Here is a 19,489-nt window from a genome sequence, read left to right on the forward strand (position 1 = left end):
ATATTGTTACTTTACTATTGATTAAGTGCGCTGAATGAATCTGCGCTCTGAATTCAGGTAAAAACATTATCTTAAATTACCATTTCTTTCAACAGCTTACTCGTAAACAAGAAGTTAGTCTCCGTGAATATAAACGTCGCCGAATTGTTAAATGGGAATTACATTCTGTTATTATTCGTGGTCCTCGCGCTTGGACTATGTCTCGGAAAATTACGACTTGGTTCAATCCAACTGGGTAATTCCATTGGCGTTTTAGTCGTATCACTGTTATTAGGTCAACAACATTTCAGTATTAACACCGACGCGCTTAATCTTGGCTTTATGCTGTTTATTTTCTGCGTCGGGGTCGAAGCCGGACCCAACTTTTTTTCCATTTTTTTCCGCGATGGGAAAAATTACCTAATGTTAGCCCTGGTAATGGTCGGTAGTGCACTGCTGATCGCCTTAGGGCTGGGTAAGTTGTTTGGCTGGGACATCGGCCTGACGGCCGGTATGTTGGCTGGTTCAATGACATCAACACCGGTTTTGGTTGGTGCGGGCGATACCTTACGCCACTCAGGAATAGAAAGCGGGCAGCTCTCTGCGGCACTGGATAATTTAAGCCTCGGGTATGCATTAACCTATTTGATTGGCCTGGTGAGTTTGATTGTCGGTGCGCGTTACTTGCCTAAGTTGCAGCATCAGGACTTACAGACCAGCGCCCAACAAATCGCTCGTGAACGAGGTCTGGATACCGACGCCAGCCGTAAAGTCTATCTGCCGGTCATTCGCGCCTACCGCGTCGGGCCGGAACTGGTCGCCTGGGCCGATGGCAAAAACTTGCGTGAACTGGGTATTTATCGACAAACCGGTTGCTACATTGAACGTATTCGTCGTAACGGGATTCTGGCAAATCCGGATGGTGACGCCGTGCTACAGATGGGCGATGAAATAGCGTTGGTAGGATATCCCGACGCCCACGCCCGGCTCGATCCCAGCTTCCGTAACGGTAAAGAAGTTTTTGATCGAGACCTTCTCGACATGCGTATCGTCACTGAAGAGGTGGTCGTCAAAAACCATAACGCTGTCGGTAAACGTCTGGCACAACTGAAGCTGACCGATCACGGTTGTTTCCTTAACCGCGTCATCCGCAGCCAGATCGAAATGCCGATCGACGATAACGTGGTGCTTAATAAAGGCGATGTATTGCAGGTGAGCGGCGATGCCCGTCGCGTGAAAACCATCGCCGATCGCATCGGCTTTATCTCTATTCACAGCCAGGTTACCGATCTACTGGCATTCTGCGCGTTCTTTGTCATCGGTCTGATGATCGGGATGATCACCTTCCAGTTCAGCACATTCAGCTTCGGCATGGGTAACGCCGCCGGGTTGTTATTCGCTGGTATTATGCTGGGCTTTATGCGAGCGAACCACCCGACCTTCGGCTATATTCCCCAGGGCGCGTTAAGCATGGTGAAAGAGTTCGGTTTGATGGTATTTATGGCGGGTGTGGGTTTAAGCGCCGGTAGTGGCATCAATAACGGCCTGGGTGCGATTGGCGGTCAGATGTTGATTGCCGGGTTAATTGTCAGCCTGGTGCCCGTTGTTATTTGCTTCCTGTTTGGCGCTTATGTGCTGCGCATGAACCGCGCGCTGTTATTCGGTGCAATGATGGGCGCACGTACTTGTGCTCCGGCAATGGAGATCATCAGCGACACTGCGCGCAGCAACATCCCGGCATTAGGTTATGCGGGCACTTATGCAATAGCTAACGTACTGCTGACGCTGGCAGGGACAATCATCGTAATGGTATGGCCAGGACTCGGATAAAACTGAAGTTGCCCCAAAAATGAAATTTTTTTGTACAACCACAGAACTTTTCCTCGGGGCATCAGTCTTAATTAGTGCCACTGCTTTTCTTTGATGTCCCCATTTTGTGGAGCCCATCAACCCCGCCATTTCGGTTCAAGGTTGATGGGTTTTTTGTTGCCTGAATTTTATCTCCTGCCCTGCCAATTGCGCCACCATCTGTAAAATATCCTCGCGCGATAGCGGCTTACGGTCAGTGACAAAATGCAGTGTCATCCCTTCAATAAACGCATCCAGCGCGCGGGCGGTTCCGGGTTCAAACCATTGTTCGAGCGTTTGCTGACTACGCTGCATCCAGTTTTGCATCACCGTTTTTAATAGCGGTTTTCGGCTGGCCAATGCGTAAAGTTGATACATCAGTTCCATGTTATCCGGCGTTGCAACCTGCGAGCTGTAGATCATGTCAGTTATGGCCTGGCAGGCGCCTGATGCATCACTAACATCGCTAAAAAATGCCTGATATTGCTTAGACATTATCTCTGTAAAACTGCTGAACGCCTCCAGCAGCAACTCATCAATTCCTGAAAAATAGTAGGTCATCGACCCCAACGGCACTCCGGCAAGGGTAGCGATTTTGCGGTGCGTAACGGCATGTATCCCGTAAAGTTTCACCGCCTCCAGCGTGGCCTGGATGATTTTTTCTCGCCGTTGCGGATCGTTAGCGCGACGCATGTCATTTCCTCTCTTTGCAATTGTGTACAAATGTACACAACCTTGCTAAGGTTGTCTTCCCTCTTCTTTTTTTGACGTGATCTATGACCGTAAATTCTTCACGTAATGCCTTGAAACGCCGAACCTGGGCGCTGTTTATGTTCTTCTTTTTGCCAGGCTTGTTAATGGCGTCCTGGGCAACCCGTACGCCAGCGATTCGCGACATTCTTTCTGTTTCGATCGCTGAAATGGGCGGTGTACTCTTTGGTTTGTCGATCGGTTCGATGAGCGGAATTCTCTGCTCGGCGTGGTTAGTGAAACGTTTTGGGACGCGTAATGTCATCCTGGTCACGATGTCCTGCGCGTTGATCGGGATGATGATATTAAGTGTGGCGCTCTGGCTGACATCGCCCGTGCTCTTTGCCGTTGGTCTTGGCGTCTTTGGAGCCAGTTTTGGTTCCGCTGAAGTTGCTATAAACGTTGAAGGTGCCGCCGTTGAGCGAGAAATGAATAAAACGGTTTTGCCGATGATGCACGGCTTTTATAGCCTCGGCACGCTGGCAGGCGCTGGTGTTGGGATGGCGCTAACGGCCTTTGGCGTTCCGGCAACTGTGCATATTTTGTTGGCGGCACTGGTAGGCATCGCGCCTATTTATATCGCCATTCAGGCAATCCCTGGCGGTACGGGAAAAAATGCCGCCGATGGCACGCAGCATGGCGAAAAAGGCGTACCTTTTTATCGCGATATCCAGTTGCTGTTGATTGGTGTTGTGGTGCTGGCGATGGCCTTTGCAGAAGGTTCTGCCAACGACTGGTTACCCTTGTTAATGGTTGATGGTCACGGTTTTAGCCCCACTTCCGGCTCACTGATTTATGCCGGTTTCACATTGGGGATGACCGTTGGACGCTTCACTGGCGGTTGGTTCATAGACCGTTACAGCCGCGTTGCCGTGGTTCGGGCCAGTGCGCTAATGGGTGCGTTGGGTATTGGGCTGATTATTTTTGTCGATAGCGCCTGGGTCGCTGGGGTGTCTGTTGTTCTTTGGGGATTGGGTGCCTCGCTGGGCTTCCCGCTGACCATTTCTGCCGCCAGCGATACCGGCCCCGATGCGCCGACCCGCGTCAGCGTAGTAGCGACGACCGGTTATCTGGCTTTCCTCGTCGGGCCGCCGCTGCTGGGCTATCTCGGCGAACATTATGGATTACGTAGTGCAATGCTGGTTGTACTGGCGCTGGTTATTCTCGCGGCTATTGTCGCGAAAGCCGTCGCCAAACCCGATACCAAAACGCAGACGGCGATGGAGAATAATTGATGAGCATTAAATTAATTGCGGTAGACATGGATGGTACTTTCTTAAGCGATCAAAAAACCTATAACCGCGAGCGGTTTATGGCTCAGTATCAGCAGATGAAAGCACAAGGGATTCGCTTTGTGGTCGCCAGCGGGAATCAATATTATCAGTTGATCTCTTTCTTCCCCGAAATTGCCGATGAAATTGCCTTTGTGGCAGAAAACGGTGGTTGGGTTGTGAGCGAAGGCAAAGATGTTTTTAATGGCGAGCTGTCGAAGGATGCATTTGCCACTGTCGTGGAACATTTACTGACGCGCCCGGAAGTGGAAATTATTGCCTGCGGAAAAAATAGCGCCTATACCCTCAAAAAATATGACGATGCCATGAAAACGGTGGCGGAAATGTATTATCACCGTCTGGAATATGTCGATAACTTTGACAACTTAGAAGATATCTTCTTTAAGTTTGGCCTGAATCTTTCCGATGAACTGATTCCGCAAGTGCAAAAAGAGTTACATGATTCGATTGGCGATATTATGGTGCCGGTTCACACCGGCAACGGTAGCATCGATCTGATTATCCCCGGCGTACATAAAGCCAATGGCCTGCGGAAACTCCAGAAGTTATGGGGAATAGATGACAGTGAAGTGGTGGTCTTTGGCGATGGCGGTAACGATATCGAAATGCTGCGCCAGGCTGGCTTTAGCTTTGCGATGGAAAATGCTGGCAACGCGGTCGTAGCTGCGGCGAAATACCGCGCAGGCTCCAATAACCGTGAAAGCGTACTGGATGTGATCGATAAAATTCTTAAGCACGAAGCGCCATTTAATCAATAAAACGGCAGCACGCCCGGCAACACAATGCCTGAATGAAGGATGCATAATTCGCGGAAATTCCCCTTCTGGATTATTTCAGGCGAAATGATGATGAAAAATTGTGTACTGCTGGGCGCGTTTCTGTTGAGTTTTACTGGTGTGGCAATGGCGCAAAGTGTCACCGTTGATGTGCCGAGCGGATACAAAGTGGTGGTAGTCCCCGATTCAGTCAGCGTTCCACAAGCGGTCAGCGTCGCGACTGTACCACAAACTGTCTATGTGGCGCCTACTCCAGCTCCGGCTTACCGCCCACATCCGTATGTTCGTCATCTTGCCAGCGTAGGCGAAGGGATGGTTATCGAACATCAAATCGACGACCATCACCATTAATCCATGAATGCCTGATTGTACAAAGCAACCAGGCATTTTCTTATCCGTCGTTTGAATTTCCTGTTTGTTTATCTTTTAAAAAAATAAACATCAGCAGCAGCCACAAAATTCCGTTGGCAAGGTTAAAGAGATTAAACAGTCCATTACCGCCATTCAGCCAGGCATGTTTACTGATCTCGATACCGACGGTAAAGATCAGCATTTGTAACATCCCCATCGCCGCAGAAACCGTACCTTTACTCATATCGCTGGCAAACAGGGTTAATCGCACCAGTCCCGCATTCGCCAGACCAATACCGAAAGCATAAATACTTAACCCGGCGGTCATCCATAAATACGCGTGCGATGAGATAACCGTTGCGGCAGCGGCGACGAGCAAGCCAATCATAATCGGCCAGCCACCCATGATGATCAATGCACGAACGGTGCGGCGCGAGGTCAAACGCGCTAACAGCAAGTTACCCGCAATTAACGCCCCGAAAACTGGCACTTGCAGCAACCCATATTCATAGCTACTCAACTTTTCGCCGGTGATGATGATAATCGGTGACTGGGCGATCCACGCCAGCAGCGGCAGGCTGACGAATCCCAGCGCCAGAGCTCCGGCAACAAAGCGACCGTTCTTCAGCACCAGCTTGTAGTCATGGCCTAGCTCTTTCAGGGACAGTTTCTCACCAATACGCGTGGCAGTTTCCGGCATAGCGCGTTGCAGACCGAAAAAGGAGATCGCCGCCAATGCAGCAAACAGCACAAACATGCCTTCCCAGGGCAGCACATGGATCCACGCGGCGCCCACCAGCGGACCGAGTAGCGGAGCAATCAGCGCCACGTTCGCCATCAGCGCGGTGATCTTGATACAAACCGCCTCTTCGAAGGATTCCTGAATCGCGGCGTATCCAACAGCGCCAATGAAACAAAGGCTTATCCCCTGCAGGAAGCGCAATAACGTGAATTGTTCAATGTTTTGCGCCAGCAATATTGCCAGACAGGTGACGATAAACCACACCACGCCTGCCAGCATCACCGGACGGCGACCAATACGATCCGACAGCGGCCCCAGGAGCCACTGTAAAAACATCCCGCCCGCCAGGTAAGCGGTCATCGAAGTAGGAACCCAGTCAATACCCGCCTGATACTCTTCCACTACCGCGAGCATACCGGGTTGAATCATATCATTGCCGATATAGGTCGAGAATTCGTAGAGCACCAGACAGAGGGGGAAAAGTAATGCCTGACGCCCAAGTCTGGCACCAGTAGCTAATCTATTTTGCATGCAATTTCTTCGCCAAGAATAATCGCACAAAGTTTAATAAAAGCGCAGCAAACGAGAAAGCAAATTTTGTAGTTGAAACCACGCTTAAGCACATTCTTACATTATTCCGAGTATAGCCACTCTTTCTTTAAGCTTTATTTAATTCCTTCGCGTTACTATTCCCTGTTGTAAGCCAATCCGAAAGTGAAATAAGACGATGCTGCTTTACCCTGTTTAACACGCACTTTATGCTCATCGACTTGCCTGATGGCTCCCCATTTTAATCACCTTTTGAGTCTGAAAGTTATGCTGGAAAATCTGAATTACTCATTATTCTCTCTTATTAATGCGACGCCAGACTCATCCGCATGGATGATTTCGTTAGCGATTTTTATTGCCAAAGATTTAATTACTGTAGTGCCGCTGCTGGCTACGGTGCTTTGGCTATGGGGATTTACGGCTCAACGGCAACTGGTGATAAAAATCGCCATCGCGCTGGCAGTCAGCCTGTTTGTTTCCTGGACGATGGGGCACTTATTTCCGCACGACCGTCCGTTTGTTGATCATATCGGCTATAACTTCCTGCATCATGCGGCGGATGACTCTTTCCCAAGCGACCACGGTACGGTGATTTTCACCTTTGCGCTGGCATTTTTATGCTGGCATCGCCTGTGGTCAGGCACAATCCTTATGGCGCTGGCGGTGGTCATTGCCTGGTCACGTGTATATCTCGGTGTTCACTGGCCGCTGGACATGCTCGGTGGATTGTTGGCAGGAATGATTGGTTGCCTTAGCGCCCAGATTATCTGGCAGGCTGTGGGGGCTATACTCTACCAGAAGCTGCAATTGTGGTATCGCTTCTGTTTCGCCTTACCTATACGTAAAGGCTGGGTGCGTGGCTGATTTCGGATAAAAAGTGTAATATCAGGCGGCTCGCTTCAATAACTATTCAGAGGGAATATGGAAACACGTCGCGAAGAGCGTATAGGGCAGTTACTACAAGAATTAAAACGCAGCGATAAGTTACACCTGAAGGACGCCGCCGCCCTGCTCGGGGTTTCAGAGATGACGATTCGTCGCGATTTGAATAACAACAGTGCCCCCGTCGTACTACTCGGCGGCTATATTGTTCTGGAACCGCGTAGTGCCAGCCATTACCTGTTAAGCGATCAAAAATCCCGCCTGGTGGAAGAAAAACGCCGGGCGGCAAAACTGGCCGCGACGCTGGTTGAACCCGATCAGACCCTCTTTTTTGACTGCGGCACCACCACGCCGTGGATTATTGAAGCGATAGATAATGAAATCCCTTTCACCGCCATTTGTTATTCACTAAATACCTTTCTGGCGCTAAAAGAGAAACCCCATTGCCGCGCGTTTCTTTGTGGTGGTGAATTTCACGCCAGCAACGCCATTTTCAAACCCATTGATTTTCAGCAAACACTGAATAATTTTTGCCCGGATATTGCTTTTTATTCCGCAGCGGGCGTGCATGTCAGTAAAGGCGCAACCTGTTTTAATCTTGAAGAGTTGCCGGTAAAACACTGGGCGATGTCGATGGCACAAAAGCACGTGCTGGTTGTCGACCACAGTAAGTTTGGCAAGGTACGTCCGGCGCGCATGGGCGAGCTGAAACGCTTTGATATTGTGGTGAGCGATTGTTGTCCGGAAGATGAGTATATGAAGTATGCGCAGACGCAGCGTATTAAGTTGATGTATTAATAACGCATAACCGGATGACGTTTTCGCGCCATCCGGTCATCAGAAGATTAAGAGAACCAGCTGCCGAACCACTGATGGAATTTCATCATCACGAAGTCCCACATCCGACCAAAGAACCCGCCCTCTTCCACATTTTCCATCACGATCAGCGGACGCTGTTCAATAGATTTACCGTTAAGCTGGAAATCAATGGTGCCGACAACCTGACCTTTTTTCAGCGGCGCGGTGAGCTGCGGTTCCGTTAACGTATAACTCGCTTTCAGGTTTTTCAGTTGCCCGCGTGGGATGGTCACTGATCCCCCTTCGCCTGCGCCGAGATTCACTTCGCTCTTATCACCGAACCAGACGCGCTGAGTCACAAAGGTGGCATCAGGTTTAATTGGCGTCACGGTTTCAAAAAAGCGGAAGCCCCAGGTCAGTAATTTCTCAGACTCATTAAAACGGATGCGGTCAGTTTTTGCCCCCAGCACCACGGAGATCAAACGCATATCACCCTGAGTAGCAGAAGCGACCAGATTGTATCCCGCACCAGCCGTGGTTCCGGTCTTCATACCATCAACGTTAACGTTGCTGCTCCACAGCAGACGGTTACGGTTTGGTTGGCGAATTTTGTTAAAGGTAAACTCTTTCTCTTTATGAATGGCGTACTCTTCCGGCACATCGTGGATTAACGCTTTACCCAGCAACGCCATATCGCGCGCGGTACTGAATTGCCCCGGCGCATCCAGACCGTGCACAGTCTGGAAGGTAGTGTTGGTCAGGCCCAGTTTTTTGGCATAACCATTCATCAAACCAATAAATGACTCCTGGCTCCCGGCAACGTAATCGGCCAACGCAATACAGGCGTCATTACCGGACTGGATAATCACACCTTTGTTCAAATCTGCCACCGAAACCTGATCGCCCGGTTTGAGGAACATCACCGACGAACCGCGCAGTGCCGGGTTTCCCGTCGCCCAGGCATCTTTACCGACCGTCACCATATCGGTGAGTTTGATCTTATCAGCCTTAAGCGCCTGTCCAACCACATAGCTGGTCATTATTTTGGTCAGGCTCGCGGGATCCAGTTTCTCATCCGCATTGCCTTCTGCCAGCACTTTACCGCTGGCGTAATCCATTAAAATCCATGCACGCGCATCCACGCTCGGCGCGTCAACGGTTTGTTCCGCCGCGAATGCCGTTGGGGCAAAAAGGAATAAAAATGCAGAACCCGCTGCAAGACCACGAAGGAAAGAGGAGTATTGCGTCATAAATGCCACCCGAGTATCCATTCAAAAAAATACGTTATATCGCCGTATGATAAGTTCGGTGATTAATAACGCACACACAAGTTTAAAGAAACCGTAAGTTGGTAAAGTTTTTAAAGTTTATGCAATATCCTGCCGCTTCGCTGCTTCTGGCGTCATTTTTTTACTCGCTGTTGCTTAAAAGTTAACTTTACTTCACCATCGGAGTCCTGTTCAGCCTGTGGCTGCCTGTCGGAAAAGGGGTGAGTATGATTACGCTGTGGGGTCGGAATAATTCAACCAACGTTAAAAAAGTGTTGCTAACACTCGAAGAACTGGAACTGCCTTATGAGCAAATTTTGGCGGGTCGTGAGTTTGGGGTAAACCATGACGCCGATTTTCTGGCGATGAATCCCAACGGGCTGGTGCCGCTGTTGCGTGACGACGAAAGTGACTTAATTCTTTGGGAATCAAATGCCATTGTCCGCTACCTGGCTGCACAGTACGGGCAAAAACGTCTGTGGATCGACTCGCCGGCACGTCGCGCAGAAGCCGAAAAGTGGATGGACTGGGCAAACCAGACGCTCAGCAATGCCCATCGTGGGATCCTGATGGGGTTAGTCAGAACGCCACCGGAAGAACGTGATCAGGCCGCCATTGATGCCAGCTGCAAAGAGTGCGATGCCCTGTTTGCTCTACTTGATGCGGAACTGGCAAAAGTAAAATGGTTTTCTGGCGACGAGTTTGGTGTGGGCGATATTGCTATCGCACCGTTTATCTACAATTTGTTTAACGTTGGCCTGACCTGGACACCGCGTCCGAATCTGCAACGCTGGTATCAGCAACTCACCGAACGCCCCGCAGTGCGTAAAGTGGTGATGATCCCCGTTAGCTAATTGCGTGGGCTAACTTTGAGTAATTCCCCGTTGGACTCGTCGGTGAGAACGTATAAATAACCGTCGGGTCCAGTGCGAACATCACGAATTCGCTGCCCTCTGTCCGTTAAAATACGACCATCTTCTGTCACTTTATCGCCGTTGACGCTCATCACGATGACATCTTTATCTTTCAGCGCACCAATAAATAATTTTTGCTGCCACTGGGGGAATTTGTCGCTGTTATAGAAGGTCATGCCGCTCACCGCTGGTGAGTCTTTCCAGTAAAAAACCGGTTGCTCGGTTCCGGCGACAATTTCCCCTTTCGCTTCCGGTATTTTAAAACCTGAGTAATTAATGCCCCAGGTTGCCAGCGGCCAGCCGTAGTTTTTGCCTTTTTGCGGGATATTTATTTCATCGCCGCCGCGCGGGCCATGTTCATTCAGCCACAGTGCATTACTCCACGGGTTCATCGCCATTCCTTGCGGGTTACGAATGCCATAAGACCAGATCTCTACGCGCGCACCGGATTCCCTGGCAAAAGGATTATCATCCGGGATCTCGCCATGGTCAGTCAGACGCACTAATTTACCCTGCAATTTATCCAGATCCTGCGCTGTCGGGCGCTGATTGTTTTCTCCCAGAGCAATAAAAAGATAACCTTTACCGTCGAAGACCAGCCGCCCGCCAAAATGGTTGCCGGTAGACAGTTTTGGCATCTGGCGAAAGACGGTGCGGAAGTCGGTCACTTTTGAGAGGTCATCACTTAAGCGGCCATAACCCACAGCAGTTCCGGCTTTGCCATCATCGCCAACTTCGGAATAACTTAACCAGATGCGGCGCGACTGGGCAAAATCAGGCGCTAATGCCACATCCAGCAAGCCTCCCTGCCCATGCGCCCAGACGTTCGGCACACCGGCAAGCGGCGCAGATAATCCTTTTCCTGCTTGCCAGTGACGCAACTCGCCACCGCGCAGGGTGATTAACATGCCATGATTATCAGGTAAAAAGGCCAGCGCCCACGGATGATCGAGTTTGTCTTGCAGTACTTCGACATTTACCGGCGCAGGAGCCGCCCAGAGAGCGGAAGAAACACAGAAAAAGGGCACAAGGAAAAGGGATTGTCGATGCATAACGCCTCCGGATTGACTCTGGCTTAAAGCGTAGTCAGTGGAGGAGATGACAAATTCATTTTTACAAAAACTTAAACATGAAGGGGGAGACGCTTTCTCCCCCTTAGTTTTCAGGCCTGCTCAAGCATGGTGTGCTGTTCAAGGCTCTGGATACTCAGCGTTAAGCTCATCAGACAATTTTCAAGCTTATCGGCGTTGACGGTAATAACAGTCGGGCAATCATGATGCCCGCTCATCAAACATACTGCGGCTGTCGCTAATGCTTCTTCAGCATGATGAAGAGCACTCCACTCTTCCTGATCCAGATGAAGATTCAACCGCAGCGATTTATCGTGCAGTTCGCGATTCAGTTTAAAAAAGTTATCTCGTAGATGATTGCTTTCGCTGACGGACATGTATCCTTTGGCCTTCCTCAGTTGCACGTATGCGGCGAGGTCAACTCTTGCATCGATCAACCGGTTAAGTAGATCGCTTCGCTGTCTGTCAACGAACATACTTCGATCCTCCTCTTTGCAGCCTTTGTGCAATTAAATAGTATGGCTATTTTTTGTACAAAATGCTGTCAGGGATCAATACTTCACATCTTATTAATAAGAATTTACATTATTTCTCTTTCCAGTACCTCACATCCCCACGGCGCCAGTTCTAATTCTTGTGAACAAGCCTTGCCTGTTTCCGTCACTCGCCACGCTCCAGGAAGCACAACATTTTGTACATGAGCAGTGTAATTTTGTACAAAAACCCATTCCTGCTCGCCGTCTGTCCGACGCGTTGCAATAACGCCAGCAGGAAGTTCAGTAGCAAGTGCTTTTGGGAGATGAAGTGTGTTGATCAACATCGCGGCAAACGCTTGATGAAATGACGCATCATTACGCGAAGCCACATAGAAAGCTCGACCTTGTCCGACGTGATTTACTGTTAACGCAGGTGTACCCGCATAAAAATCCTCACCATAGCGCGCCAGAACCTGTGCACCTTCGGCGTGAATAACCGCACATAATTCCCGTGCCTGCCATTGCCCCTGCAGTCCATACGCATTCGGCTCGCAGATAACTTCGTTATGCTGATAATCATTAAGGCTATCAATCTCTTCAGCCCACACACCCATCAGGTCACGCAACGGGCCAGGGAATCCACCCAGATGACATAAATCGGTTTCATTGACAATCCCGGACCAGTAAGTGGTGACAAAATTGCCACCAGCTTCAACATAGGCGCGAGCACGAGCAGCAAATCCATCGCGAACCATATAGAGCATTGGGGCAATAACTAACTGATAACCCGTAAGATCACAATCAGCATTGATAATATCGACCGCCACGCCCTGCTCCCAGAAAGGTCGGTAATGCTCCACTACCGTTTGCTCGTAGTGGATACCGCAATTGCGCGGCCCGGCAGCATCATTGACAGCCCAGCGGTTTTCCCAGTCGAAAATAATGGCAACTTTTGCCTGGGTTTTCGTTCCGACCAATTGCTTAAGATGTGCCAGTCGTTGCCCCAGTTGTATGACTTCGCGCCCGGTACGCGTCTCCAGATGACCGACGTGATCAACCACCGCACCATGAAACTTCTCCACGGCGCCACGACTCTTACGCCACTGAAAATAATGCACGCCGTCTGCGCCGTGAGCGACGGCCTGTAAGGAAGAAAGAATATTCATTCCCGGCTTTTTCAATTTGCTGGTTGGCTGCCAGCTTGTCTGGCTGGGCGTGGATTCCATCAGAATAAACGGTTTATTTTTTAAAGTACGCATCAGGTCGTGATACATCGCTGTTTTACAAGCAACGGCGCGTTCATCTTCCTGTTTATGCCACATGGGATAGCTATCCCAACTCACAAAATCAACCACTTCAGCTAATGCCCAGTAGTTGTAGTCATTGAAATACCACATAAAATTGGTCGTCGCTGGTAAATCGGGGCGTACTGCTTTTAACGGCGCGATCTCCATTTGATAGAACTCTTTTACCTGCGATGTGACAAAGCGCCGCCAGTCAAGATTTAAACCGTGGTTAGACATCTCACCTAATGGGGAAGGAGATTCAATTTGTGACCAGTCACTGTATGTATGGCTCCAGAAGCCAGTCCACCATGCCTGATTAAGCGCCTCAAGAGTGGTGTAACGAGTCTGCAACCAACGGCGAAACGCCTGTTGGCATCCATTACAATGACACTCTCCGCCATACTCATTACTGATATGCCATCCCAGAACCGCCGGATGATTTGCGTATCGCTGCGCCAGCTTACGGTTAATTTGCGTCACTTTCTCTTTATACACGGGAGAAGAAAGGCAGTGATTATGGCGACCGCCGTGAAGCATTTTCTCGCGTGAGGCGCTAACTCTCAGAACCTCTGGATAACGTGCAGCAAGCCAGGCAGGTTTGGCTCCGCTTGGTGTTGCGAGGAAGACAGAGATCCCACCAGCATGAAGTTTATCCAGCACCTCATCCAGCCAGTTAAAGCAATATTCCCCCTCTGTGGGTTCCAGCATTGACCAGCTAAAAATACCCACCGACATGGTGTTACAACCAGCCTGTTGCATCATGGCGATATCTTTCTCCAGAATCCCGGGGACATGTAACCATTGCTCCGGGTTGTAATCAGCACCATGAAGTAACCATGGGGCTCTGGGGATGATCGGTGGGTGCTTGTCCATGCTGACTCCTGAATTGTTTTAAACAGACAAAAAATGTTATTCGTTCACAATACTGTCATCTAGTAATTAATTGCTTCGTTATGCAAGGAATGTCCGGCAGGAATGTGATCAAGTACGCGTTTTTCCCTGCAAACAGGTTCGATGGGTCAGCTTACCGGCACTGAGACAGGTGAGCGTGATACGTATGACATTCACTGCGGTATACTGTGACAAATCTTTTAGCCGGGGCGAATATGAAAACCAAAGCTGCAACCCTTGCCGATGTTGCTCGTCATGCCAATGTTTCTTATCAGACAGTGTCGCGGGTGCTTAACAATTCAGCGAACGTGTCTGCCAAAACACGTCAAAAAATTGAGCAAGCCATTGCTGAACTTAAATACGTTCCAAATCGCGTAGCTCAACAGTTGGTAGGGAAAGAGAGCAAAACGGTCGGACTGGTTACAACTTCGCTCGCCCTACATGCCCCCTCGCAAATTGCGGCAGCAGTGAAAAAATATGCCGGAGAACAGGGATATCAGGTGCTGATATCCATGATAGATGATGTTGATATTAAAGGTATTCAGGCTGCAATTAATGACTTAAAAGCACAACGGGTAACAAAGATTATTATCAACGCACCGCTGGAAACGGCATTGGCTGAAACTCTGGTTGCTGAAAACAGCGATGTGTTGTGTCTGTTTCTCGACGTGGACCCTTATAGCCCGGTGTTTAACGTCACTTTTAATCCTGCAGAAGGTGCACGCGCCAGCGTGAAATATCTTTACGATTTGGGGCATCGTCAATTTTGCCTGATCTCTGGCCCAGAAAACTCAGTACCGGCGCGGCTACGACTCAATACCTGGCGCGATACTCTCGCCTCACTCCAACTGACGCCGCTGGCCATTCATTACGGTAGTTGGGACGCTCAAAGCGGCTATCTGGCGACGTTACAGATGCTACGTGAAACGCCACAGGCGACCGCTCTTCTGATCGCCAATGATCAGATGGCATTGGGGGCGTTAAGCGCCTTACATCAACAAAAACGTAAAATCCCGCAAGATATTTCTGTCATAGGCTATGACGACACCTATGAGAGTGCGTTTTTTGAACCTTCACTGACGACCGTCGCAATCGACTTCGATTTACAAGGAAAAATTGCCGTTCAACAGATTTTACAACCGGACGATGAACACGCAATGCTCCGCTCTTCAACCATCCTTCCCAGTCGCCTGGTCGTGCGTAACTCTGCTGGCCCTCTGCACTCACCACAGACTGATCTGATGAATATTGCTGAACACCTTCGCACACTGGCGGATGAGCTAACACGCAAGGCATAAAAGTAATACGTTCTCATAAAAAGATTTAGTGATCTATTTCGCTAAATCTTTTTTATTACCAGCAATAATTGTGATGCAAATCGCAAACATTCATTTAACACATTGCCTAATCATCACTGTTAGGGTCAGAGTAAAAATGAAATTGTTAACGTATGACATTTTACGGAGATGCATACCAAAACAATAACCAGTAAGCACAGCGAATGCCTGTGCCAACGGTAAATGACCCAACGCCAGTGATTGAGGATATGGCTATGTTATTGCCCGGTAAACGTAATTATATTTTGCTCAGTATTTTCGATTTCCTGTACCTCTTTGCCTGGTCGGCAACGATGGCATTTTTTGTCATATGGACGACACAGCATCTGGAAATTACCGCCACACGCACAGGATTACTTTATTCCGTTAATGCTTTCATTGCGTTATTAATGCAACCGTTCTTCGGTTTCATCTCCGATAAATTTGGTCTTAAGAAACAACTCATCTGGATCCTCGTCGCATTATTACTTCCCGTAGGCCCATTCTTTATTTATGTGTATGCCCCGCTTCTGGTTCATAACTTCTGGCTGGGCGCTGTTTTGGGTGGCGTTTACCTGGGGATAATTTTTAATTCTGGTTGTGGCGTTCTGGATTCCTGGATAGATAAAGTTTCGCGTCGTTATCATTTTGAATATGGTCGCGTAAGAATGTGGGGCTCTCTGGGATGGGCCGCCGCCGCGTGGATTGTGGGTAAATACATTGATACCAACCCTAATCTCTCTTTCTGGCTGGCAAGCTGTGCCATTGTGGTCGCCGCAATCTGCTTTATGTTTACCAAAATCGAACTTACCGAGGCCGAAATTGAAAAAACTAATTCGCTGAAAGCTATCCATGCGCTTGAACTGGCGAAAAATAGTCAGTTCTGGTTTTTATTGATGTTCACTCTGTTCGTAACGCAAATTTATGACACCTACGATCAACAATTCGCACAATATTTTTCGCTGCAATTTCCGACGCCAGAAGAAGGCAATCGCTGGTACGGGATTTTGGCTTCTGTCCAGGTCTGCGGAGAAACCCTATTTCTCTGTCTGATGCCGTGGTTTGTTAACCGCACTGGCGCAAAATGGGCATTAGTGATTGCCGGAACCATTATGTCGTTACGCATTGCCGGTTCTGCTATCCAACTGGGACCGGTGTGGATTGCGGCCGTTAAAATGATGCATGCCATCGAAAAACCACTGATCCTGGTGTCTGTGTTTAAATTTATCGCGGCTAACTTTGATCACAAACTCTCTTCGACGGTCTACCTGCTGGTGCTTTTTGTGGCATCCATCGCCACGGCAATCTATTCACCCATTGCTGGCTATCTGTATGACACCATTGGCTTTGCTGAAACCTATCTCATCCTGGGGGCGATTGCCGGTTGCTTCACGCTTATTTCGGTCTTTACGCTGCGGGACAAATCCAGCAACCAGCCTGCAAAGGCGCTAACTGAAACCCCAGTAGCCTGATAACCATTTACGCCCCGATAGTTGGGGCGTTTTCCTCGCCTGTTGACCAGATTACGATACAAATTTTATCCAGAACTCTGTAGAATCCCTGCCCTGACCTTTCCTGTAACTGAATATTTTTTAAGCTATGAGCAAAGTAACTCCCCAGCCGAAAATCGGCTTTGTTTCCCTCGGCTGTCCGAAAAACCTCGTCGATTCAGAGCGTATCCTGACCGAACTGCGCACTGAAGGTTATGACGTAGTACCGAGCTACGACGACGCAGACATGGTGATCGTCAACACCTGCGGTTTTATTGACAGTGCGGTGCAAGAATCACTGGAAGCCATTGGTGAAGCGTTGAATGAAAACGGCAAGGTAATAGTGACCGGTTGTCTGGGGGCGAAAGAAGATCAGATCCGCGAAGTCCACCCAAAAGTGCTGGAAATCACCGGCCCTCATAGCTATGAGCAGGTTCTGGAGCACGTTCATCACTACGTGCCAAAACCGAAACACAACCCATTCCTGAGCCTGGTGCCGGAGCAAGGCGTTAAGCTGACGCCACGTCATTACGCCTATCTGAAGATTTCCGAAGGCTGTAACCACCGCTGCACCTTCTGCATTATTCCGTCTATGCGCGGCGATCTGGTGAGCCGTCCGATTGGCGAAGTGTTAAGCGAAGCGAAACGCCTGGTAGATGCAGGCGTTAAAGAGATTCTGGTGATCTCCCAGGATACTTCCGCGTATGGCGTTGATGTTAAACACCGTACAGGCTTCCACAACGGCGAGCCGGTAAAAACCAGTATGGTCAGCCTGTGCGAACAGTTATCAAAACTGGGGATCTGGACACGTCTGCACTACGTTTACCCTTACCCGCATGTAGATGACGTTATCCCGCTGATGGCTGAAGGCAAAATCCTGCCGTATCTGGACATTCCGTTGCAGCACGCCAGCCCGCGAATTCTCAAACTGATGAAGCGTCCGGGTTCTGTAGATCGCCAACTGGCGCGCATTAAACAGTGGCGCGAAATTTGCCCGGAACTGACCCTGCGTTCAACCTTTATTGTCGGCTTCCCTGGCGAGACGGAAGAAGATTTCCAGATGCTGCTCGACTTCCTGAAAGAAGCACGTCTGGATCGCGTTGGCTGCTTTAAATACAGCCCGGTTGAAGGCGCTGATGCCAATGCTCTGCCAGATCAAGTGCCGGAAGAAGTGAAAGAAGAACGCTGGAATCGCTTCATGCAACTGCAACAGCAGATTTCTGCCGAGCGCCTGCAAGAAAAAGTGGGCCGTGAAATTCTGGTGATCGTCGATGAAGTAGACGAAGAAGGCGCAATCGGCCGCAGCATGGCAGACGCTCCGGAAATCGACGGCGCAGTTTATCTCAATGGTGAAACCAACGTTAAGCCGGGCGATATCCTGCGTGTGAAAGTCGAGCACGCCGACGAGTACGATTTGTGGGGTAGCCGGGTTTAATTAATTCAGGCCGGGCAAAATCATTTGCCCGGTTCGTTAATAAAAATTACTGCCAGCTAATCTGTGCCCTGCCGTTTTTCTTACTCTTATACAGCCGCTCATCCGCCAACATTTTCAGTCGTTCAACGGTAGTACATTCATTTGAATGCGCCACGCCGATACTGGTGCTTAAATTAATACTCCCCACCTGGAAATTGACAATATCTTTTAAAATCGATAGCAACTCATCCAGGGTTCCGCCAGTATAAATTATCGCAAATTCGTCGCCGCCAAAGCGGTAGACTTTACCTTTATCCACCGGGATTTGTGATTTAAGGATTTTCACTACCTTCATCAACACTTCATCGCCCAACAAATGACCGAAGGTGTCGTTAATATTTTTGAATTTATCGACGTCAAACAGGCATAAATAACCGCCTTTTTCCGGTAAGGCTTTTAAGTCTTCGTCAAAGGATTTTCTGCCCATTGCTTTGGTCAGATCGTCAAGAAACGCCGAGTTATACATGCTGTAGAGTTTTTTGACATCCGCCGCTGAAAAGAAAACCCCACCGTCCAGAACGCGATCAAAATGGTTATTAATAATGGCTTCTTTCTCAACAATGCCACGATTAATCACTCTGCGTATCAGATAAAGGCAACTTGTGCCTGAAATAACTGCCACCAGGGCAGCAAAGAAAATAATCAGCGTACATACCTGCAAATAAACGTCTTTTTTATAAGCAAATACGTACAATCCGGTCGGCAAATAGGAGAAATGCTCCATCGCTTCCGAAACGGTGAAGATGGCATTTTTGGCATTATATTCATCACCGGTAACTGGTTTGCCGTTCTTAAACAGTGAGAACATCAGGTTCTCGCTATCCATTGCCAGTGACTTTGACAGTAACGAAAATCGTTCCAGCCCAAGCAAAAATATCAAACTGCGATTGTGAGTAACCGGATAGAGATAATAGACGAAGGTTTTGCCGTCAAAAGAGATGAACCCCGTATTTTTAACATGCCGATACTTAACAACCTGCATAATATCTGCACAATAATTGTTTTCATACTCCTTAATCTGAATACACTCATCACTGGAAATCAGATAAGGACCAACATCATACAAATAAGAAGGTGAAACCGAGTCAGCGTAAGCTGTGCGCAAGCCAGCCAGCAATTCTTCTTCAGTCGGGTTAAGCGTGTTAATGAGATCAATTGCCACACTACGCCGATATTCAGCAATATTTGCCACCGCAAAAGCAGTATCAATAACGGACTGTTTCAGGCCATACACCCGTTCTTTTACCATCTGGGTATAGATCCCGCAGGCAACCGCTGAAATCATGATAAAAATCAGCAGACTGACTGTAAGTACGAATTTATTGATTCTGGACATA

17 protein-coding genes are annotated in these 19,489 nt (G+C 48.9%); 10 read left to right on the plus strand and 7 right to left on the minus strand.

Annotated features, from left to right (window positions below; translation table 11 throughout):
• Positions 1 to 123: 123 nt before the first annotated feature.
• The gene (locus tag BEG40_RS08265) at positions 124 to 1,809 is read left to right on the plus strand and encodes an aspartate:alanine antiporter (protein WP_001024862.1); all 1,686 of its coding nucleotides are present in this window, start codon (positions 124 to 126) and stop codon (positions 1,807 to 1,809) included.
• 135 nt (positions 1,810 to 1,944) lie between these two features.
• Here the strand turns inward: BEG40_RS08265 and rcdA are convergent, their stop codons facing one another.
• On the minus strand, positions 1,945 to 2,520 hold the full coding sequence (rcdA, locus tag BEG40_RS08275; RefSeq protein ID WP_001250444.1) for a DNA-binding transcriptional regulator RcdA: 576 nt from the start codon (positions 2,518 to 2,520) through the stop codon (positions 1,945 to 1,947).
• 83 nt (positions 2,521 to 2,603) lie between these two features.
• Here rcdA and BEG40_RS08280 point away from each other — a divergent pair, with 83 nt between their 5' ends.
• The 3 genes from BEG40_RS08280 to ybjH all read left to right on the plus strand — a co-directional run bounded on the left by BEG40_RS08280 (position 2,604) and on the right by ybjH (position 4,996).
• A complete protein-coding gene (locus BEG40_RS08280; RefSeq protein WP_105285214.1) occupies positions 2,604 to 3,812 on the plus strand; it encodes an MFS transporter in 1,209 nt (402 codons plus the stop codon).
• On the plus strand, positions 3,812 to 4,627 hold the full coding sequence (gene ybjI / locus BEG40_RS08285; RefSeq protein WP_105285215.1) for a 5-amino-6-(5-phospho-D-ribitylamino)uracil phosphatase: 816 nt from the start codon (positions 3,812 to 3,814) through the stop codon (positions 4,625 to 4,627). The genes BEG40_RS08280 and ybjI overlap by 1 nt, the downstream gene beginning before the upstream one ends.
• An 84-nt stretch (positions 4,628 to 4,711) precedes the next feature.
• Positions 4,712 to 4,996: a protein YbjH gene (gene ybjH, locus BEG40_RS08290; protein ID WP_077629224.1), complete on the plus strand. Its 285-nt coding sequence runs from the start codon at positions 4,712 to 4,714 to the stop codon at positions 4,994 to 4,996.
• A 40-nt stretch (positions 4,997 to 5,036) separates the two neighbouring features.
• Here the strand turns inward: ybjH and mdfA are convergent, their stop codons facing one another.
• Positions 5,037 to 6,269, minus strand: a complete 1,233-nt coding sequence (gene mdfA, locus BEG40_RS08295; protein ID WP_001181217.1) for a multidrug efflux MFS transporter MdfA — start codon at positions 6,267 to 6,269, stop codon at positions 5,037 to 5,039.
• A 285-nt stretch (positions 6,270 to 6,554) separates the two neighbouring features.
• Between mdfA and ybjG the strand changes: the two genes are divergently transcribed.
• Complete coding sequence (gene ybjG / locus BEG40_RS08300; RefSeq protein ID WP_000892325.1) at positions 6,555 to 7,151, plus strand: undecaprenyl-diphosphate phosphatase; 597 nt, start codon at positions 6,555 to 6,557, stop codon at positions 7,149 to 7,151.
• A 57-nt stretch (positions 7,152 to 7,208) separates the two neighbouring features.
• Entirely contained in the window at positions 7,209 to 7,967 is a 759-nt protein-coding gene (gene deoR, locus BEG40_RS08305) for a DNA-binding transcriptional repressor DeoR (RefSeq protein WP_000450136.1), read from the plus strand.
• 47 nt (positions 7,968 to 8,014) lie between these two features.
• On the opposite strand, the gene dacC is transcribed toward deoR, so the two are convergent.
• Positions 8,015 to 9,217, minus strand: coding sequence for a serine-type D-Ala-D-Ala carboxypeptidase (dacC, locus tag BEG40_RS08310; RefSeq protein WP_016159005.1), 1,203 nt, complete (start codon positions 9,215 to 9,217; stop codon positions 8,015 to 8,017).
• A 245-nt stretch (positions 9,218 to 9,462) separates the two neighbouring features.
• Between dacC and gstB the strand changes: the two genes are divergently transcribed.
• Positions 9,463 to 10,089 (plus strand): glutathione S-transferase GstB, encoded by a 627-nt coding sequence (gene gstB / locus BEG40_RS08315; RefSeq protein WP_010354318.1) that lies wholly within the window; start codon positions 9,463 to 9,465, stop codon positions 10,087 to 10,089.
• On the opposite strand, the gene yliI is transcribed toward gstB, so the two are convergent.
• The 3 genes from yliI to BEG40_RS08330 all read right to left on the minus strand — a co-directional run bounded on the left by yliI (position 10,086) and on the right by BEG40_RS08330 (position 13,854).
• Positions 10,086 to 11,201, minus strand: a complete 1,116-nt coding sequence (yliI, locus tag BEG40_RS08320) for an aldose sugar dehydrogenase YliI (RefSeq protein ID WP_105285216.1) — start codon at positions 11,199 to 11,201, stop codon at positions 10,086 to 10,088. The genes gstB and yliI overlap by 4 nt on opposite strands.
• Before the next feature lie 110 nt (positions 11,202 to 11,311).
• Positions 11,312 to 11,695 carry a biofilm formation regulator BssR gene (bssR, locus tag BEG40_RS08325; protein ID WP_000497145.1) on the minus strand — a complete coding sequence of 128 codons (384 nt, stop codon included), beginning with the start codon at positions 11,693 to 11,695 and terminating at the stop codon, positions 11,312 to 11,314.
• 104 nt (positions 11,696 to 11,799) lie between these two features.
• Positions 11,800 to 13,854 (minus strand): beta-galactosidase, encoded by a 2,055-nt coding sequence (locus BEG40_RS08330; RefSeq protein ID WP_105285217.1) that lies wholly within the window; start codon positions 13,852 to 13,854, stop codon positions 11,800 to 11,802.
• Between the two features lie 233 nt (positions 13,855 to 14,087).
• On the opposite strand from BEG40_RS08330, the gene BEG40_RS08335 reads away from it, so the two are divergent.
• The 3 genes from BEG40_RS08335 to rimO all read left to right on the plus strand — a co-directional run bounded on the left by BEG40_RS08335 (position 14,088) and on the right by rimO (position 18,113).
• A complete protein-coding gene (locus BEG40_RS08335; RefSeq protein WP_000849772.1) occupies positions 14,088 to 15,170 on the plus strand; it encodes a LacI family DNA-binding transcriptional regulator in 1,083 nt (360 codons plus the stop codon).
• 254 nt (positions 15,171 to 15,424) lie between these two features.
• Positions 15,425 to 16,660, plus strand: coding sequence for an oligosaccharide MFS transporter (locus tag BEG40_RS08340; protein WP_105285218.1), 1,236 nt, complete (start codon positions 15,425 to 15,427; stop codon positions 16,658 to 16,660).
• A gap of 127 nt (positions 16,661 to 16,787) precedes the next feature.
• Positions 16,788 to 18,113 carry a 30S ribosomal protein S12 methylthiotransferase RimO gene (gene rimO / locus BEG40_RS08345; RefSeq protein WP_000049371.1) on the plus strand — a complete coding sequence of 442 codons (1,326 nt, stop codon included), beginning with the start codon at positions 16,788 to 16,790 and terminating at the stop codon, positions 18,111 to 18,113.
• 46 nt (positions 18,114 to 18,159) lie between these two features.
• Here the strand turns inward: rimO and BEG40_RS08350 are convergent, their stop codons facing one another.
• Positions 18,160 to 19,488, minus strand: coding sequence for a GGDEF domain-containing protein (locus tag BEG40_RS08350; RefSeq protein ID WP_105285219.1), 1,329 nt, complete (start codon positions 19,486 to 19,488; stop codon positions 18,160 to 18,162).
• Position 19,489 lies beyond the last annotated feature (1 nt).

Source organism: Escherichia sp. MOD1-EC5495, from assembly GCF_002965965.1.
GTDB classification, from domain to species: Bacteria; Pseudomonadota; Gammaproteobacteria; order Enterobacterales; family Enterobacteriaceae; genus Escherichia; species Escherichia ruysiae.

Bases quoted from the DNA above. Each gene is read 5' to 3' on its own strand.
- rcdA (WP_001250444.1), bottom strand. From the start codon at position 2,520: ATGCGTCGCGCTAACGATCCGCAACGGCGAGAAAAAATCATCCAGGCC.
- BEG40_RS08280 (WP_105285214.1), top strand. From the start codon at position 2,604: ATGACCGTAAATTCTTCACGTAATGCCTTGAAACGCCGAACCTGGGCG.
- ybjI (WP_105285215.1), top strand. From the start codon at position 3,812: ATGAGCATTAAATTAATTGCGGTAGACATGGATGGTACTTTCTTAAGC.
- ybjH (WP_077629224.1), top strand. From the start codon at position 4,712: ATGATGATGAAAAATTGTGTACTGCTGGGCGCGTTTCTGTTGAGTTTT.
- mdfA (WP_001181217.1), bottom strand. From the start codon at position 6,269: ATGCAAAATAGATTAGCTACTGGTGCCAGACTTGGGCGTCAGGCATTA.
- ybjG (WP_000892325.1), top strand. From the start codon at position 6,555: ATGCTGGAAAATCTGAATTACTCATTATTCTCTCTTATTAATGCGACG.
- deoR (WP_000450136.1), top strand. From the start codon at position 7,209: ATGGAAACACGTCGCGAAGAGCGTATAGGGCAGTTACTACAAGAATTA.
- dacC (WP_016159005.1), bottom strand. From the start codon at position 9,217: ATGACGCAATACTCCTCTTTCCTTCGTGGTCTTGCAGCGGGTTCTGCA.
- gstB (WP_010354318.1), top strand. From the start codon at position 9,463: ATGATTACGCTGTGGGGTCGGAATAATTCAACCAACGTTAAAAAAGTG.
- yliI (WP_105285216.1), bottom strand. From the start codon at position 11,201: ATGCATCGACAATCCCTTTTCCTTGTGCCCTTTTTCTGTGTTTCTTCC.
- bssR (WP_000497145.1), bottom strand. From the start codon at position 11,695: ATGTTCGTTGACAGACAGCGAAGCGATCTACTTAACCGGTTGATCGAT.
- BEG40_RS08330 (WP_105285217.1), bottom strand. From the start codon at position 13,854: ATGGACAAGCACCCACCGATCATCCCCAGAGCCCCATGGTTACTTCAT.
- BEG40_RS08335 (WP_000849772.1), top strand. From the start codon at position 14,088: ATGAAAACCAAAGCTGCAACCCTTGCCGATGTTGCTCGTCATGCCAAT.
- BEG40_RS08340 (WP_105285218.1), top strand. From the start codon at position 15,425: ATGTTATTGCCCGGTAAACGTAATTATATTTTGCTCAGTATTTTCGAT.
- rimO (WP_000049371.1), top strand. From the start codon at position 16,788: ATGAGCAAAGTAACTCCCCAGCCGAAAATCGGCTTTGTTTCCCTCGGC.
- BEG40_RS08350 (WP_105285219.1), bottom strand. From the start codon at position 19,488: ATGTCCAGAATCAATAAATTCGTACTTACAGTCAGTCTGCTGATTTTT.